This is a genomic window from Streptomyces sp. NPDC050658 (genome assembly GCF_044457025.1).
Classification (GTDB): domain Bacteria; phylum Actinomycetota; class Actinomycetes; order Streptomycetales; family Streptomycetaceae; genus Streptomyces.
In genome coordinates, this window is sequence record NZ_JBITGM010000006.1 from 567,848 (window position 1) to 583,710 (window position 15,863).

Sequence of the window (15,863 nt, forward strand, 5' to 3'; positions counted from 1 at the left end):
GCTCAGAAGCCGCGCGTCCGCTTGGCCGCGCGGCGGTTCGCCGCCGTGGCCGCGCCCGGCACCTTCAGGATCAGCCGGGAGACCTCGCTGCCCAGGTTCACGCCGATCGCGATGGCGAGGGCCGTCGCCGCGGCCTTGGTGAGCGAGTTGAGGCCCGTGGTCATGTCGTTCTGCGCCAGGGCCAGCAGGCCGAAGTACGTCGCGCTGCCGGGCAGCAGCGGGCCGATCGCCGCCGTGACGTACGGCAGCGAGGAGGCGAACCGGTAGCGCGAGAAGAGCTGGCCGAACAGGCCCACGAGCCCGGCGGCGATCGCCGTGGCCGCCACCGGCGACAGCTCGAGCGGGGTCTGCGCGAGGGCGCCGAACATCACCCAGGCGATGCCGCCGTTGAGCGTCACGATCAGCACCGTGTGCCGCTCCTGCTGGAGCAGGATCGCGAAGGCGAGACTCAGCGCCATCGACGCCAGGATCTGGATCACCGGGCGGGACGTGGTCTCCAGGAACGCCGTCTCCGGCTCCAGGCTCGTCGCGTCGAGCATCACGCCGAGCGAGAGCACGAGCAGTACGCCGACGACGATGCCCACGACGAGGTAGCAGACCTCCAGGAGACGTGCCGCCGCGGTGATGTAGTAGCCGGTCAGACCGTCCTGTACGCCCGCCACCAGGGCCCGCCCCGGGATCAGCGCGAAGAGGCCACCGGTGATCACCGCGGACGCCCTGACCTCCTGGGAGTGCAGCAGGCTGAGCGTGACGCCCATCGCAGCGGGCGGCATCGCGGCGCCCACGAACTGGTAGAACTCCGGAAGCCCGCGGCCCGCGCAGAGCCAGGCGAGCCGGTCGCCGAGCATCGCGCCGATCGCCGCGATCACGAAGACCAGGACGCCACCGCCGACGAGCACCGACGCGGAGCCCGCGAGCAGCCCGCTCGCCGCCGTCAGCGCCCAGCCGGGGTAGGGGTGGCGGTTGCGGCGGATCTCGGCGAGGCGCCGGTAGGCCTCCTCCAGGGTGACGTCGGTGTCCGTGTCGCTGATGTCGTCCACCAGCTGGAAGACCGCCGCGAGCCGGGTGTAGTCGGTGCCCCGGCGGCGTACCGTCCGGGAGGCCGTGACCGGGTCGTCCACCAGGGACGGCTGGTGCGAGATGGAGAGCAGCGTGAACGTGACGGTCGGCTCGCAGCGGTCCAGGCCGTAGCTGCGGCAGACGGCGAACATCGCCGCCTCCACGTCCTCGGCGCCCTCGCCGCCCGCGAGCAGCAGCTCGCCGATGCGGAGCGTCAGGTCGAGGACGCGCGGGATGGCGGGCCCGGTCTCGTCCTCGTGCTTCTGCGTTGCCTCCGGAGTGGGCCGCTCGGCGACCGGCATGCGCAGCATCGTGCGCATCTGGTCCTGCCAGGGCACTTCCTTGGTGAGCTTCACCCGCGGGATGCCCTGCGGGGGCGTGAAGGCGGCCGGAGCGTTGCGGGCGCTGTAGGTGTGCGGCGGGGTGAACGCGGACTTGTCGGTCTCCTGGGTGGCCGACGAGGGACTCGTCAGACCCGAGAGGCCCGTCGGGATCGCGAACTCGGACGTCGTCTGCGCGTCGTCCTCGGGCGTCGGTGGCTGCGACACGACACCGATGGGCTGGGTGAACGCGCTGCGTGCCTCGTCCGACTGTGGCTTGCGGTCTTCCGCATCGTCCTGCTCAGCCACTTACCTCTGCCTCACTCCCACATGCGAACCCTTGTGCACCTCCAGTACGAAAACAGTATGCGCACGGATACGCGAACGGGCCGCGCGGTCCCTGTGAAGAGACCGCGCGGCCCGTCGAAGCGGGGGAGGGGGGCTCAGTGACCCTGGGCCTCGGCGCGCTTGTACGACTTCTCGATCTCGGCCTCGGCGTCCGCGCGGCCGACCCAGTCGGCGCCCTCGACGGACTTGCCGGGCTCCAGGTCCTTGTAGACCTCGAAGAAGTGCTGGATCTCCAGGCGGTCGAACTCGGAGACGTGGTGGATGTCGCGCAGGTGCTCCACGCGGGGGTCGGAGGCCGGGACGCAGAGCAGCTTGTCGTCGCCGCCCGCCTCGTCGGTCATCCGGAACATGCCGATCGCGCGGCACTTGATGAGGCAGCCCGGGAAGGTCGGCTCGTCCAGGATGACGAGGGCGTCCAGCGGGTCACCGTCCTCGCCGAGGGTGTTCTCGACGAAGCCGTAGTCCGCGGGGTAGCTGGTCGACGTGAAGAGGCGACGGTCCAGACGGATCCGGCCGGTCTCGTGGTCCACCTCGTACTTGTTCCGCGAACCCTTCGGAATCTCGATGGTGACGTCGAACTCCACGGGTGGCTCCTCCATGATCAGCACATACTTCGGGTGATTAAGTGTCCCTCACGCAGATGTGTGATCGCGAAAGGGGCTGGTCGTCGTGCCTGAGCTCAAGCCTTGGCAGCGGACCCGGCAGCTATTGAGGCAGCTTCCCAAGCCTTCGGCCTCCCAGCTCCCCGCCGCTCTGAAAAATCCTGCGAAGCTCAAGACATGGCAGCTCACAGCGGGTGCGGCCACTGTCGGACTGGCGATCGCGGCCGGGACTGCGGCCGCGGCCGGCCCCTGGGACTCCTCCGGTCAGCGTACGGCCGAGCGCGACGCGGCCGCCTCTCAGGAGCGTGGGGGTGGCGCAGATCACGGCGCTCGTACGCCCGGAGGGGCGCCTGAAGCCGCCCCGAGCGCCCCCTCCGTGCTCCGGGGGCTCGGGGCGCCCGCGGGGTCCGCGAAGGGCGGGGCGGCGCCCGTGCCGAGCGGCAAGGCGGTCGCAGGGGCCCTGGACCCCCTCATGAAGGACAAGGCCCTCGGCCCCGAGCGCTCGGCCGTCGTCATCGACGCGGCCACGGGGGAGCGGGTGTACGGCAAGGGCGCGGGGGAGAGTCTGACGCCGGCGTCCACCACGAAGATCGCCACGGCGGTCGCGGCGCTGTCGGCCGCGGGCGCGGACCACCGCATCACCACGAAGACGGTGATCGAACCGGACGCGAAGAAGGGGCCGGACGCGAAGAAGGTCGTCCTCGTCGGCGGCGGCGACCCCACGCTCACCGCCCGCAAGGACGGTCCGTACACGGAGAGCGCGGCGAGCCTGCGGGAGCTGGCGCAGGACACGGCGCGGGCGCTGAAGGACCGCGACGCGGACAAGGTGACGCTGTCGTACGACACGTCGCTTTACCCGGGGCCCGCCCAGCACCCCATCGGTCCGAACGAGAACCTCACCCTGGTCAGCGCGCTGATGGCCGACGAGGGCCGCCTGGACGACTCCGCCAGCGGGCCGGCCCCGCGCTCGGGCGATCCGGCGGGGGACGCGGCGAAGAAGTTCGCGGAGTTCCTGAAGGACGAGGGCATCGAGACGGAGAAGGAGCCGCGCCCGGCCAAGGCGTCGGCCCGCGCGAAGTCCCTCGCCCGGGTCGAGTCCCCGCCGCTGTCCTCCCTCGTCGAGCGGATGCTGACGCACAGCGACAACGACATCGCGGAGGCGCTGGCCCGCCAGACGGCCGTCGCCGCGAAGGAACCGGCGAGCTTCAAGGGGGCTTCCAAGGCGATCGACGCCCAGTTGAAGAAGGCCGGACTCCCGCTCAAGGGCACGAAGTTCGCGGACGGCAGCGGCCTGGACCGCGCGGACCGCATCTCCGCGTCCCTCCTGGCGGCCCTCTTGGACCGGGCGGCGGACCCGAAGCACCCCGAACTCCGCTCGACCGTGACGGGCCTCCCCGTTGCGGGCTTCACCGGCACGCTGGTGGACCGCTACCCCAAGGACTCCCCCGGCACAGGAGTGGTGCGCGCCAAGACCGGCACCCTCACGGGCGTGAACACCTTGGCGGGCACAGTGGTGGACGCGGACGGCCGCCTCCTGGTCTTCGCCTTCATGACAACGGGCACGACGGACCCCAAGGCGGCCCAGGCGGCGCTGGACGGAATGGCTTCGGCGGTGGCGGGGTGCGGGTGCAGGTAGCGCCCCGCTCTTGCGCAGCGCCGGGAACTGCGTCCCCTAGGGGAAAGGTGGGGGCTCAACCCCCTCCGCAGCCGGACCCGACCACGTACCGTTGACGCATGACGAGCATCGGTGGTGCGGAGATGGTCGACTGGAATCTCGCGGTGGCGACCGCGACCCGGCTCGTGCGGCCGGGTCCAGAAGTGAGCCGGGACGAGGCACGGGCCATCGTCGCCGAGCTCCGCAAGCATGCCAAGTCCTCGGAGGAGCACGTCCGTTCCTTCACCCGGATGGGGACGGGCGAGATGCACGACACCCCGGTGCTCGTCGTCGACCGGGCAGGCTGGATCCGGGCGAACGTGGCGGGCTTCAGGGAGATCCTCAGGCCCCTGCTCGACAAGATGCAGGACCGTCGCGGCCAGGGGCCCGGCGGCGCGATGCTGGGGGCCGTCGGGGGCAAGGTCACCGGCGTGGAGCTGGGCATGCTGCTCTCGTTCCTCGCCTCCCGCGTCCTCGGCCAGTACGAGACCTTCGCCCCGGCCACCCGCGACCTCCCGGCGGGGGAGAACGGCGGCGGCAGGCTCCTCCTCGTGGCGCCGAACATCGTGCACGTGGAGCGCGAACTCGACGTGGACCCCCACGACTTCCGGCTCTGGGTCTGCCTCCACGAGGAGACGCACCGCACCCAGTTCTCCGCCGTGCCCTGGCTCCGCGACCATCTGGAGGGGGAGATCCAGTCATTCCTCTCCGAGACCGACGTCGACCCGATGACGTTCCTTGAGCGCATCAGGGAGGCCGCCCAGTCGCTGGCCGGCGGCCGCCCCGAGGGCGAGGAGGACGACGGGGGCCGCTCCATCGTCGAGCTCGTCCAGACCCCCGCCCAGCGGGAGATCCTCGCCCGCCTCACGGCCGTCATGTCGCTCCTGGAGGGCCACGCGGACTTCGTGATGGACGGGGTCGGCCCCGATGTGGTGCCGTCCGTCGGGGAGATCCGGGAGAAATTCCAGCAGCGGCGCGCCCGTGGGGCGAGCCGCCTTGACCAAGCCCTGCGCAAGCTCCTCGGCCTCGACGCGAAATTGCGCCAATACCGCGACGGCGAGCGTTTCGTCCGTGCGGTCGTCGGCGAGGTCGGAATGGACGGCTTCAACAGGGTGTGGACTTCGCCGAACACGCTGCCCACCAAGGCGGAGATCGCCAAACCGGCGGACTGGGTCGCGAGGGTGCACCGTAAGGGAGAGTGAGGGACCGGATGCGGCCGATGGCAGGAGAACGCCCCCGCAATCACCCGTCCGAGGGACCGTGAGCCATGGGTAGGCGTGCAATGCTCGGGGAACGGCTCGGCTCTGTCACCATCGACACACTCTGAGTGACTAACCTCGTGAGGTCTGACTGAGGCCCGATCTCCTCGAGTGGTCCTGAGTGACAGTAGTGACAGGTCCGAGGCTCACCCCCGAACTTCATGAAGGGAACCGGACATGGGTCCCCATCCTGCGGTCGCGGCGATACGCCTGGCGGTCCGCCGCGTACTCCACGACGTACTGACCGACGTCCAGCGCACCGACCTCCAGCGCCCCGACGCACAGCGCAGCCCCGAGCGCGTCCCCCCGCGCGCCGTTCTCCCCCACCCTCCACGCGAGCAGGCCGAACCGCCACTCGTGCTGGTCGCCTGCTCCGGCGGCGCCGACTCCATGGCGCTCGCCTCCGCCCTCGCCTTCGAGGCCCCCAAACTCGGCATCCGCGCCGGCGGCGTCACCGTCGACCACCGGCTGCAGGAAGGCTCCGCCCTGCGCGCCGCCGAGGTCGTCACCCGGCTCACCGCGCTCGGCCTCGACCCCATCGAGTCCGTCGCCGTGGACGTCGGCAGGGACGGCGGCCCCGAAGCCGCCGCCCGCGACGCGCGGTACGCGGCGCTCGACGCCGCCGCCGAGCGGCACGGCGCCGCCGCGATCCTGCTCGGCCACACCCGCGACGACCAGGCGGAGACGGTCCTGCTCGGCCTCGCCCGCGGCTCCGGCATCCGCTCGCTGTCCGGCATGGCGTCCGTCTCCGGCGGGCCCGGCGCAGACCGCCGCTACCGCCGCCCGTTCCTGCACATCGACCGGCAGACCGCCCGCAAGGCCTGCATGGTCCAGTCGCTGCCCGTCTGGGACGACCCGCACAACACCGACCCCGCCTACACCCGATCCCGGCTGCGGCACGAAGGACTGCCCGCCCTGGAGAAGGCGCTGGGCAAGGGTGTGGTGGAGGCGCTCGCCCGTACGGCCCAGTTGTCCCGGGATGACGCCGACGCCCTGGACCACTGGGCCGCGCAGGCCGAAGCCTCCGTGCGGGATGCCGCCGGACTCCTCGAATGCGCCAAGCTCTACGCCCTGCCGCCCGCCGTGCGCCGCAGGATCGTGCGCCGCGCCGCCATCGAGGCGGGCGCGCCGGCCGGCGCGCTGTTCGCCCGGCACATCGAGGAGATCGACCGGCTGATCACCGGATGGCGGGGCCAGGGCGCCATCAATCTGCCGGGCAAAGTCGTGGCTCAGCGCCAGGGTGGCAGACTGGTCATCCGGCAAGGCTGCTGACCGAGGGGACCCTGGTCCCCGCGCAGCCGGTGGGACGGACGACCGAAAGTGATGCGGGTGGACGCGAAAGACATGGGCACCGACCTTCAGTCGGTGCTCATCACCAAGGAAGAGATCGACGCGAAGCTGGCCGAGCTGGCCGCGAAGATCGACGCGGAGTACGCGGGCAAGGACCTGCTGATCGTCGGAGTCCTCAAGGGCGCCGTGATGGTCATGGCGGACCTGGCGCGTGCGCTGTCCACCCCGCTCACGATGGACTGGATGGCGGTCTCGTCGTACGGCGCGGGCACCCAGTCCTCCGGAGTGGTGCGGATCCTCAAGGACCTGGACACCGACATCAAGGGCAAGCACGTCCTGATCGTCGAGGACATCATCGACTCCGGTCTGACGCTGTCCTGGCTGCTCTCCAACCTCGGCTCGCGCGAGCCCGCCTCGCTGAAGGTGTGCACGCTCCTGCGCAAGCCGGAGGCGGCCAAGGTCGCGATCGACGTGGAGTGGGTCGGCTTCGACATCCCGAACGAGTTCGTCATCGGGTACGGCCTGGACTACGCGGAGAAGTACCGCAACCTGCCGTTCGTCGGCACCCTCGCCCCGCACGTCTACGGCGGCTGAGCGGGAACCCTCACCCGGTTCCCGGCGTTGAAGCTTGCGAAGACGGGTTTGTCAGCCGTCCCGTGCGGCTTCGGGTGACAATGCTGGGGTACCGTCCGAAGAACAGCCTTTATCAAACTCACTATGGCAGGAGGGACGGGGCGTCATCGCTCCGTATGGATGGACGTGAAGCGATACTTCCGTGGGCCAGTCATGTGGATCGTGCTGGCCGTCCTTGCCGTGGTCGTGTTGATGCAGGTCGTCGGTTCGTCCGGCGGCTACAAGACGGTTGACACCGGCCAGGTTGTGCAGGCGATCAACGACGACAAGGTCGAGTCGGCCAAGCTCACCACCGGTGACGAGCGGACCATCAAGGTCGAGCTCAAGGACGGCCAGAAGGTCAAGGACAGCAGCAAGATCCAGGCGAGCTACATCGGCGACCAGGGCGTCGACATCGCCAACACCTTGCAGGAGAAGTTCGAGGACAAGAAGATCCCGGACGGCTACACCGTCTCGGAGTCGAAGCAGAATCCGTTCGTCGGCATTCTTCTTTCCCTGCTCCCCTTCGTCCTCATCGTCGTCGTCTTCCTGTTCCTGATGAATCAGATGCAGGGCGGCGGCTCCCGTGTCATGCAGTTCGGGAAGTCCAAGGCCAAGCTGATCACCAAGGACACCCCGAAGACGACGTTCTCTGACGTCGCGGGGTCCGACGAGGCGGTCGAAGAACTCCACGAGATCAAGGAGTTCCTCCAGGAGCCGGCCAAGTTCCAGGCCGTCGGCGCCAAGATCCCCAAGGGCGTGCTGCTCTACGGCCCGCCCGGTACGGGCAAGACGCTGCTCGCGCGTGCCGTCGCGGGCGAGGCGGGCGTTCCCTTCTACTCGATCTCCGGTTCCGACTTCGTCGAGATGTTCGTCGGTGTCGGTGCCTCCCGAGTGCGTGACCTCTTCGAGCAGGCGAAGGCGAACGCCCCGGCGATCGTCTTCGTCGACGAGATCGACGCGGTCGGCCGCCACCGCGGCGCCGGCCTCGGCGGCGGTCACGACGAGCGCGAGCAGACGCTCAACCAGCTGCTCGTCGAGATGGACGGCTTCGACGTGAAGGGCGGCGTCATCCTGATCGCCGCCACGAACCGGCCCGACATCCTCGACCCGGCGCTGCTCCGTCCCGGCCGTTTCGACCGGCAGATCGCCGTCGACCGCCCGGACATGCAGGGCCGTCTGGAGATCCTCAAGGTTCACCAGAAGGGCAAGCCGGTCGCTCCGGACGTCGACCTGGGCGCCGTCGCGCGCCGCACGCCGGGCTTCACCGGCGCCGACCTGTCGAACGTGCTGAACGAAGCGGCGCTCCTGACGGCGCGCAGCGACAAGAAGCTGATCGACAACCACTCGCTCGACGAGGCGATCGACCGTGTCGTGGCGGGCCCGCAGAAGCGGACCCGGATCATGTCCGACAAGGAGAAGAAGATCACCGCGTACCACGAGGGCGGACACGCCCTGGTCGCGGCGGCTTCCCCGAACTCGGACCCGGTCCACAAGATCACGATCCTGTCCCGCGGCCGGGCCCTGGGTTACACCATGGTCCTGCCCGAAGAGGACAAGTACTCGACCACGCGCAACGAGATGCTCGACCAGCTGGCGTACATGCTGGGCGGGCGCGCGGCCGAGGAGCTGGTCTTCCACGACCCGACGACGGGCGCGGCGAACGACATCGAGAAGGCGACTGCGACGGCCCGTGCCATGGTCACGCAGTACGGCATGACCGAGCGGCTCGGCGCGATCAAGTTCGGCGGCGACAACACCGAGCCGTTCCTGGGGCGCGAGATGGCGCACCAGCGCGACTACTCGGAAGAGGTCGCGGCGCTGGTCGACGAAGAGGTCAAGAAGCTCATCGAGACCGCGCACAACGAGGCCTGGGAGATCCTCGTCGAGAACCGCGACGTCCTCGACAACCTGGTCCTCCAGCTCCTGGAGAAGGAGACCCTCGGCAAGGAGCAGATCGCCGAGATCTTCGCCGGAATCGTCAAGCGCCCGGCCCGCCCGGCGTGGACCGGTTCCTCGCGGCGCACGCCGTCGACCCGCCCGCCGGTGCTCTCCCCCAAGGAGCTGTCGCTGACGAACGGGGCGAACGGCTCGACGCCCGCGGTGACCGCCGGCACCACGGAGACGCCCGTCGTCGACGTGGTCAAGGAAGACCGCCCCGAGAGCTGACCCCCGCGCCTCAGCAGGCCCGGAATGGAAGCTGCGCCCCCCTGGTTTTAGCCTGGGGGCGCAGTTTTTTCGTACGCAGTGGCGCAGCAGCCGGATCGCGCGACAGCGCAGGGACGCAGAACGCAAGGAACGAGGCACCAGATGACCGACCCCGTGACGCTGGACGGCGAGGGCTCGATCAGCGAGTTCGACGAGAAGCGGGCCGAGAACGCCGTGCGCGAACTCCTGATCGCGGTCGGCGAGGACCCGGACCGTGAGGGCCTGCGGGAGACTCCGGGACGCGTGGCACGCGCGTACAAGGAGATATTCGCCGGACTGTGGCAGAAGCCCGAGGACGTCCTGACGACGACGTTCGACCTCGGTCACGACGAGATGGTCCTGGTGAAGGACATCGAGGTCACATCGTGCTGTGAACATCATCTGGTGCCGTTCAGGGGCGTCGCGCACGTGGGCTACATCCCGGCCACCAGCGGCAAGATCACCGGACTGTCCAAGCTCGCCCGGCTCGTGGACGTCTATGCCCGCCGCCCGCAGGTGCAGGAGCGGATGACGACGCAGATCGCGGACTCGCTGATGGAGATCCTGGAGCCGAGGGGTGTCATCGTCGTCGTGGAGTGCGAACACATGTGCATGTCGATGCGCGGCATCCGCAAGCCCGGTGCCAAGACGATCACCTCCGCGGTGCGTGGACAGCTGAGGGACCCTGCGACGCGCAATGAGGCGATGAGTCTGATCATAGCCCGATAGCCCGGATTGTCAGTGGTGCCCTATACTGTCCCGGATCAGTGGAGTTGATCGCTGGTCAAAGGGGATCGCGATGGGGTATGGGCTGCCCAGCAGGCAGACAGTGAACGCCGTGGGCGGGCGCCGACGTGCACGGGACGTTCAAGTTGGCTGCAGACTCTGGACGCTGGACGGCGAGCGCACGGTTCAGACGGCTGTCACGGGCGTGGTAGCCGTCAAGGCGCGGGAAGTCGTGGACGTCGTGACCGACGGCGTGACAATGACGGTTGCGGCGGACCAGATGCTTGGCACACCTGACGGGTGGGTCCACGCGCGAGACGTTGAGGGGACTGTGGTCGCTTGGACCCCCGCGCGCAAGCTGTGCCGGTCACGTGACGAGGCCCTCTGGCTACCTGGGGCGGCAGGTGCCCGGCTACCGGGTCCGTGTGGTCTCGTCGTACCTCGCGGACTTGATGCGGCGGTATGTGGGCGGGGACGCCCACCACATGCGGCAGGGATTCCCTCGTGTGGTGTTGCGCAGCGAGGAGACCTTTCAGGGCTTCCTGGACGGGTACATGGACGGTGATGGGTTCCCCGTCAAGACGTGGCCTGCGAGGGCACTGGTCAGCGCGAACGTGCCTTTCCCCGCGGAACTCGCCCAGATCGTGGGCGCCAGGTTCACCCCGCGAACCGACGGGCGGGCGTCGAAGCTCATCGTGGCCGACAGCTGGCCCTCCCGAGGCACGTTCAGGCCCGAGCAGCATCCGGTCGAGCTGCGGGAGTCCTCCTGGACTCTTGTCCGCGAAGTACGTCGACGCAGTGCTGGAGACAAGCCGTTCACCCTCTACGCGTTCCGGCTGGATCCGCTGCCCAGCTTCCTGGTCAACGGTCACTTGGCCCGGCAGCAGTGGTGAAGCTAGGCGGCGGGAGCCGTACCGCCGCTCTGGCCGTCCTCGTCCGTGTCCTCCGGGAGCTTGCAGACGCGCTCCAGGAAGAAGGCGGCCGCTATCACCGCGATGCCCGCGACCACCGAGAAGCCTGCGTAGATCGCCTGGTCGCGGCGGGTCGGGATGTCCAGGTACTCCAGGAGGAAGGCGCCCACGCCGCCGTACATCCCGCAGACGAGGGCGGCGACCAGGGCGCTGGCCTGGCCGAAGACGACGGCGCGCGCGGCCATCAGTGGCTCGACGCCCTTCGCGCCGGGGCGGCGCTCGCGCTGGGCGCGCAGCCGGGAGCGCAGCGAGAGGGCCGTGGCCAGCAGCACCGCGGCGATCACCGCGAGCACGATGGGCGCGGCCAGCGGGACCCTCGGCAGGGTGCCGAGCGAGTCCCAGAGCCGGGCGCCCACCCAGGACAGCACGCCGGCCACCACGAAGAGGCCGGCCAGCGTCCTGATGCGCAGCTGCTTCACGGGTGACCCTTCGAGTTCGAACGTACGGATCTTCGGTGTGTACGGATCTTTGTGTACGACCCGTTAGACCCTAACGACTACTCGGGCAGCCGGAGTTCCAGGTCGCCGCGCGGCTTGACGCCCTCGCGGGTGAGCGCGGCGAGCAGCTCCGCCACCGGGCCGCGGCCGGGCAGCTGGGCCTCGGGCTCCACGTCGTACCAGGGAGCCAGGACGAAGGCACGTTCATGCGCCCGGGGGTGGGGGAGGGTGAGGACCGGGTCGTCGGAGACCACGTCCGCGTACGCCACGATGTCCACGTCGATCGTGCGGGGGCCCCAGCGCTCGTCACGGACGCGGTGGAAGGCCTCCTCGACCGCGTGTGCCCGCTCCAGGAGGGAGGAGGGCGGCAGGGTCGTCTTCACCACGGCGACCGCGTTGAAGTACGACGGCTGGGAGCCGGGGTCGACGCCCCAGGGCTCCGTCTCGTACACCCCGGAGACCGCTTTGACGCGCAGGCCGGGGGTGTCCTCCAGGGCGTCGATCGCGCCCTGGAGGTTCTCCAGGCGGTTGCCGAGGTTGCTCCCGAGGGAGATCACGGCGCGCTTGGGGTTGGAGAGGGTCGTGTCGGCGGCGTCCACCTGCTCCACGACGGAGGCGGGCACCGGCTGGACGGTCGGGTCGCTCTGCCCTTGCGTGGAAAACGCGGTCATACTCGGCTCCGGGTGATGGTGACGGTCACATCGTCGAAGGGGACGGTGATCGGGGCGTCCGGCTTGTGGACGCAGACCTCGACCTCCAGGCATCCGTCGTGCTTCAGACACGTCTGGGCGATGCGCTCGGCGAGCGTCTCGATGAGGTCCACCGGCTCGCCCTCGACGACGGCCACGACCTCCTCCGCCACCACGCCGTAGTGCACGGTCTTCGACAGGTCGTCGTCGGCGGCGGCCGCACGGGTGTCCAGGCCAAGAACCAGGTCCACGATGAAGGTCTGGCCCTCTTCGCGTTCCCGCGGAAAGACACCGTGGTGCCCACGGGCCTTGAGGCCGCGCAGCGCGACACGATCCACGCGAATCACTCCTGCAATCGTCGGTATCGGCAGGCCTGCACCGAGTGCGGTCGGCACACCAGCCTCGATCGAATCTACCTGCGCGCACTGACAGTGTTCGCCCGCGGGGGCTCCTGGCACCGCCCCTACCCACTCAGGAGGGTGACTCCTCGCCCTCTTCGTCGTCGGTTTCGGCAAGCACGGGTGACGCGTGGTGTGACCAGAGCTTCCATCCGTCGGCTGTGCGCCGGAACACATTCGTGGCGACCACGAGCTGCCCGACGAGCGGCCCGAGCTCGCCGCCGCCCTCCGGGGGCGGTCCGCCGCTGAGGATGTTCTCGGTACAGGTCACCAGGGCCGTGTCGCCGGCCACCCCGACGTGTACGTCGGTCAGGAAGAACTGGATGTACTCCGTGTTCGCCATGATCAGCGCGTACGACCTGAGGACCTCGCCGCGGCCGGTGAGGACCGGCCAGCCGGGGTGGACGCAGGAGATCGCGTTCGCCGCGTCCCCGGAGCCGGTCGTGATGGCGTCGCCCGTGTCCAGCCACATGCCGGACACCTCGTCGAAGTCGCCGCGCTCCAGTGCTTCGTAGAAGGCCGTGTTGGCGAGCTCGACCTGCTCGACGTCGGTCCGGGCCCCGGTCACAGGTCGCCGCCGGCCGCGCTGGTCACGGCGTGCGCGACACGGACGGCGTCGGCGGTGGCCCGCACCTCGTGCACCCGGACCGCCCAGGCGCCCTGGTGGGCGGCGATGGCGGAGACGGCGGCCGTGGCGGCGTCCCGCTCCCTGGCGGGCGGCGGGGCGCCCTCCGGGCCCGCGAGGACGCGGCCGAGGAAGCGCTTGCGGGACGCGGCGACCAGGATCGGGTGGCCCAGCTCCCGCAGCCGGTCGAGTCCGGCGAGGAGCGCCAGGTCGTGCTCGGCGTCCTTGGAGAAGCCGAGGCCGGGGTCGACGACGATCCGCTCGGGGGCGATGCCGCCCTCGATGGCGGCCCGCACGCGCGCGTGGAGCTCGTCGACGACTTCGGAGACCACGTCCTCGTACACGGGCTTGGCGTGGATGTCGGCCAGGAAGCCGCGCCAGTGCATGACCACGAACGGCGCGTGGGCGGCGGCGACCGCCGGGACCATGCGCTCGTCGGCGAGTCCGCCGCTGACGTCGTTGACCAGGACCGCGCCCGCGGCGAGCGCCTGCTCGGCGACGGCGGCCCGCATCGTGTCCACGGAGACCGTGACGCCCTCGGCGGCCAGACCCCGCACGACGGGGACCACGCGGCGCAGCTCCTCGTCCTCGTCCACGCGGGTGGCGCCGGGCCGGGTGGACTCGCCGCCCACGTCGACCAGGTCGGCGCCCTGGGCGACCAGGTCGATGCCGTGCTTGACGGCGGCCGTGGTGTCGAACCAGCGGCCTCCGTCGGAGAAGGAATCGGGCGTCACGTTGACGACCCCCATGACCGCACAGCGGCCCCACTCCGGCAGCCCCTCGACCGATCCCCGCCCGCGCAACGTACTCATGCCTCCAGCCTAGGCCCGTACGGGCGGGGGCTACGCCGCCCGTACCTCGCGCTCGGTGGCCCGGTGCGGGCACGGGCGCCGCTGTGCGCTCCCCCGGCGCAGGAAGCGGGGCAGGGCGAACGTGACGAAGCCCTCGGCCTGCATGGCCGCGAAGCCGATGCGGGGGAGGTCCTTGGAGGAGCGGTAGACGACGAAGCGGGGCTCCCAGCGGGGGCGGAACTTCGCGTTGAACTTGTACAGGGACTCGATCTGGAACCAGCGGGAGAGGAAGACCAGCAGGCCCCGCCAGGCGCGCAGGACCGGGCCCGCGCCGATCTTCTCGCCGCGGGCGAGCGCCGCGCGGAACATCGCGAAGTTGAGCGACACGCGCGCGATGCCGAGCTTCGGGGCGGCCTGCAGGGCGGCGACGATCAGCAGTTCGTTCATGCCGGGGTCGGCCGAGCGGTCGCGGCGCATGAGGTCCAGGGAGACGCCGTCCTTGCCCCAGGGGACGAAGTGGAGGACGGCCTTCAGGTCGCCGTACTCGCCCGGATCCTCGTCGGCCTTGTGGGCGGTGGCTATCAGGCAGTCGCCGTCGTCCGGGTCGCCGATGCGGCCGAGCGCCATGGAGAAGCCGCGTTCGGTGTCGGTGCCGCGCCAGTCGTCGGCGGCCCGCTGGATCTTGGCCAGCTCCTGTTCGCCGAGGTCACGCACGCGCCGTACGCGCGTCTCGTAGCCATTGCGCTCGATCCGCTTGACCATCTGGCGTACGTTGCGCATCGCACGCCCGGCCAGGGAGAAATCCGCGACGTCCACCACCGCCTCGTCGCCCAGTTCCAGGGCGTCGAGGCCGGTCTCGCGGGTCCAGACCTCGCCGCCCGTCTCGGAGCAGCCCATGACGGCGGGCGTCCAGGAGTGGGCCTTCGCCTCGTCCATGAAGCGCTCGATCGCGCCGGGCCAGGCCTCCACGTCGCCGATCGGGTCACCGCTGGCGAGCATCACTCCGGAGACGACGCGGTAGGTGACGGCCGCCTTGCCGCTGGGCGAGAAGACGGCGCCCTTGTCGCGGCGGAGCGCGAAGTGGCCCAGCGAATCGCGGGCGCCGTGCTTGGCGAGCAGCTCGCGGAGCCTGGTCTCGTCGTCCGCGGAGAGCCGCGCGGCGGGGTGTTCGGGGCGGAAGGCCAGGTAGATGGTGGTGATGGCGGTGAGCAGGCCGAGCGCGCCGAGCGAGTAGGCGACCGTCCAGGACGTCCTTCCGTAGTAGTCGACCGGGCCCTCGAAGCCGAACAGGCCGTACAGGACGTGGGCGAGCCGGTCCGTGATGCTCGGGTCGCCGATCACCTTGCCGGGGTGGGCGCTGACGATGACCAGGCCGAGGGCGAGCGAACCGGCCCCGAGGACCACGAAGTTGGCGAGCGCGCGCCAGCGGCTGCGCGGGTCGGGCAGTGCGGCGAACTCAGCGCGGTGGCGCAGCAGCAGGGTCAGCAGCGCGAGCGAGATCAGTACGCCGATGACCGAGTGCCGGTAGGCGAACTGGGCGACGGCGCCCGCCGGGAGCAGCACGACGGCGGCCCGCCAGGCGCGCCGCTTGTGGCGGCGCAGGCCGTGGGCGAGGAGCAGCAGCAGGACGCCCGAGCTGAGCGCGAGGGCGGCCGCGAAGGGGCCGAGCGCGCCGGGCAGCACCTCGGCGATGGCGTGCATACGGCTGTGCCTGAAGCGCGGGAAGACGCCTGCCGCGATGTTCAGCAGGCCCACGAGGGTGCAGGCGCGGGCCACCAGGACCGGCACGGCCTCGGGGCGGGGGCCGCGGAGCAGTCGGCGGAGCTTGCCCCTGCCGTCCGGAACCGGACCCGACATTTCCCCATCTATCCTGACAGACATCGCATCCCGTAGTT

Annotated in this window: 15 protein-coding genes; 7 read left to right on the forward strand and 8 right to left on the reverse strand. The window is 70.3% G+C overall.

What is annotated here, in order from left to right:
- Window positions 1-2: 2 nt before the first annotated feature.
- Both ACIBKX_RS23890 and ACIBKX_RS23895 read right to left on the reverse strand, forming a co-directional pair.
- Complete coding sequence (locus ACIBKX_RS23890) at window positions 3-1,688, reverse strand: threonine/serine exporter family protein (protein ID WP_363273701.1); 1,686 nt, start codon at window positions 1,686-1,688, stop codon at window positions 3-5.
- 134 nt (window positions 1,689-1,822) lie between these two features.
- On the reverse strand, window positions 1,823-2,311 hold the full coding sequence (locus ACIBKX_RS23895) for an inorganic diphosphatase (protein WP_135330561.1): 489 nt from the start codon (window positions 2,309-2,311) through the stop codon (window positions 1,823-1,825).
- 448 nt (window positions 2,312-2,759) lie between these two features.
- Here ACIBKX_RS23895 and dacB point away from each other — a divergent pair, with 448 nt between their 5' ends.
- The 7 genes from dacB to ACIBKX_RS23930 all read left to right on the forward strand — a co-directional run bounded on the left by dacB (window position 2,760) and on the right by ACIBKX_RS23930 (window position 10,950).
- Window positions 2,760-3,965, forward strand: a complete 1,206-nt coding sequence (dacB, locus tag ACIBKX_RS23900) for a D-alanyl-D-alanine carboxypeptidase/D-alanyl-D-alanine-endopeptidase (RefSeq protein ID WP_399375976.1) — start codon at window positions 2,760-2,762, stop codon at window positions 3,963-3,965.
- 98 nt (window positions 3,966-4,063) lie between these two features.
- Window positions 4,064-5,185: a zinc-dependent metalloprotease gene (locus ACIBKX_RS23905; protein WP_363273699.1), complete on the forward strand. Its 1,122-nt coding sequence runs from the start codon at window positions 4,064-4,066 to the stop codon at window positions 5,183-5,185.
- Between the two features lie 234 nt (window positions 5,186-5,419).
- Window positions 5,420-6,514: a tRNA lysidine(34) synthetase TilS gene (tilS, locus tag ACIBKX_RS23910; protein ID WP_363273698.1), complete on the forward strand. Its 1,095-nt coding sequence runs from the start codon at window positions 5,420-5,422 to the stop codon at window positions 6,512-6,514.
- 51 nt (window positions 6,515-6,565) lie between these two features.
- Window positions 6,566-7,126 carry a hypoxanthine phosphoribosyltransferase gene (hpt, locus tag ACIBKX_RS23915; protein WP_135330538.1) on the forward strand — a complete coding sequence of 187 codons (561 nt, stop codon included), beginning with the start codon at window positions 6,566-6,568 and terminating at the stop codon, window positions 7,124-7,126.
- Window positions 7,127-7,285: 159 nt separating this feature from the next.
- Entirely contained in the window at window positions 7,286-9,313 is a 2,028-nt protein-coding gene (gene ftsH / locus ACIBKX_RS23920) for an ATP-dependent zinc metalloprotease FtsH (RefSeq protein WP_363273697.1), read from the forward strand.
- Window positions 9,314-9,454: 141 nt separating this feature from the next.
- Window positions 9,455-10,060: a GTP cyclohydrolase I FolE gene (gene folE / locus ACIBKX_RS23925; RefSeq protein ID WP_363273696.1), complete on the forward strand. Its 606-nt coding sequence runs from the start codon at window positions 9,455-9,457 to the stop codon at window positions 10,058-10,060.
- Between the two features lie 368 nt (window positions 10,061-10,428).
- A complete protein-coding gene (locus ACIBKX_RS23930; RefSeq protein WP_363273695.1) occupies window positions 10,429-10,950 on the forward strand; it encodes a hypothetical protein in 522 nt (173 codons plus the stop codon).
- 2 nt (window positions 10,951-10,952) lie between these two features.
- Here ACIBKX_RS23930 and ACIBKX_RS23935 read toward each other — a convergent pair whose 3' ends face one another.
- The 6 genes from ACIBKX_RS23935 to ACIBKX_RS23960 form a co-directional block, all read right to left on the reverse strand.
- Window positions 10,953-11,447: a DUF3180 domain-containing protein gene (locus ACIBKX_RS23935; protein WP_363273694.1), complete on the reverse strand. Its 495-nt coding sequence runs from the start codon at window positions 11,445-11,447 to the stop codon at window positions 10,953-10,955.
- A gap of 77 nt (window positions 11,448-11,524) precedes the next feature.
- Complete coding sequence (gene folK / locus ACIBKX_RS23940; protein WP_363273693.1) at window positions 11,525-12,136, reverse strand: 2-amino-4-hydroxy-6-hydroxymethyldihydropteridine diphosphokinase; 612 nt, start codon at window positions 12,134-12,136, stop codon at window positions 11,525-11,527.
- Window positions 12,133-12,492 carry a dihydroneopterin aldolase gene (gene folB / locus ACIBKX_RS23945; protein ID WP_363273692.1) on the reverse strand — a complete coding sequence of 120 codons (360 nt, stop codon included), beginning with the start codon at window positions 12,490-12,492 and terminating at the stop codon, window positions 12,133-12,135. Before folB ends, folK begins: the two co-directional genes overlap by 4 nt.
- A 133-nt stretch (window positions 12,493-12,625) precedes the next feature.
- The gene (locus ACIBKX_RS23950; protein WP_363273691.1) at window positions 12,626-13,120 is read right to left on the reverse strand and encodes a nuclear transport factor 2 family protein; all 495 of its coding nucleotides are present in this window, start codon (window positions 13,118-13,120) and stop codon (window positions 12,626-12,628) included.
- On the reverse strand, window positions 13,117-13,989 hold the full coding sequence (gene folP / locus ACIBKX_RS23955; RefSeq protein WP_363273690.1) for a dihydropteroate synthase: 873 nt from the start codon (window positions 13,987-13,989) through the stop codon (window positions 13,117-13,119). The genes ACIBKX_RS23950 and folP overlap by 4 nt, the downstream gene beginning before the upstream one ends.
- A gap of 30 nt (window positions 13,990-14,019) precedes the next feature.
- On the reverse strand, window positions 14,020-15,825 hold the full coding sequence (locus ACIBKX_RS23960; RefSeq protein WP_363273688.1) for a phosphatidylglycerol lysyltransferase domain-containing protein: 1,806 nt from the start codon (window positions 15,823-15,825) through the stop codon (window positions 14,020-14,022).
- Window positions 15,826-15,863 lie beyond the last annotated feature (38 nt).

What these genes read in the sequence shown, in the direction of transcription:
- ACIBKX_RS23905 (WP_363273699.1), top strand. Translation starts at nt 4,064, where the DNA reads ATGACGAGCATCGGTGGTGCGGAGATGGTCGACTGGAATCTCGCGGTG.
- tilS (WP_363273698.1), top strand. Translation starts at nt 5,420, where the DNA reads ATGGGTCCCCATCCTGCGGTCGCGGCGATACGCCTGGCGGTCCGCCGC.
- hpt (WP_135330538.1), top strand. Translation starts at nt 6,566, where the DNA reads ATGCGGGTGGACGCGAAAGACATGGGCACCGACCTTCAGTCGGTGCTC.
- ftsH (WP_363273697.1), top strand. Translation starts at nt 7,286, where the DNA reads ATGGACGTGAAGCGATACTTCCGTGGGCCAGTCATGTGGATCGTGCTG.
- folE (WP_363273696.1), top strand. Translation starts at nt 9,455, where the DNA reads ATGACCGACCCCGTGACGCTGGACGGCGAGGGCTCGATCAGCGAGTTC.
- folK (WP_363273693.1), bottom strand. Translation starts at nt 12,136, where the DNA reads ATGACCGCGTTTTCCACGCAAGGGCAGAGCGACCCGACCGTCCAGCCG.
- folP (WP_363273690.1), bottom strand. Translation starts at nt 13,989, where the DNA reads ATGAGTACGTTGCGCGGGCGGGGATCGGTCGAGGGGCTGCCGGAGTGG.
- ACIBKX_RS23960 (WP_363273688.1), bottom strand. Translation starts at nt 15,825, where the DNA reads ATGTCGGGTCCGGTTCCGGACGGCAGGGGCAAGCTCCGCCGACTGCTC.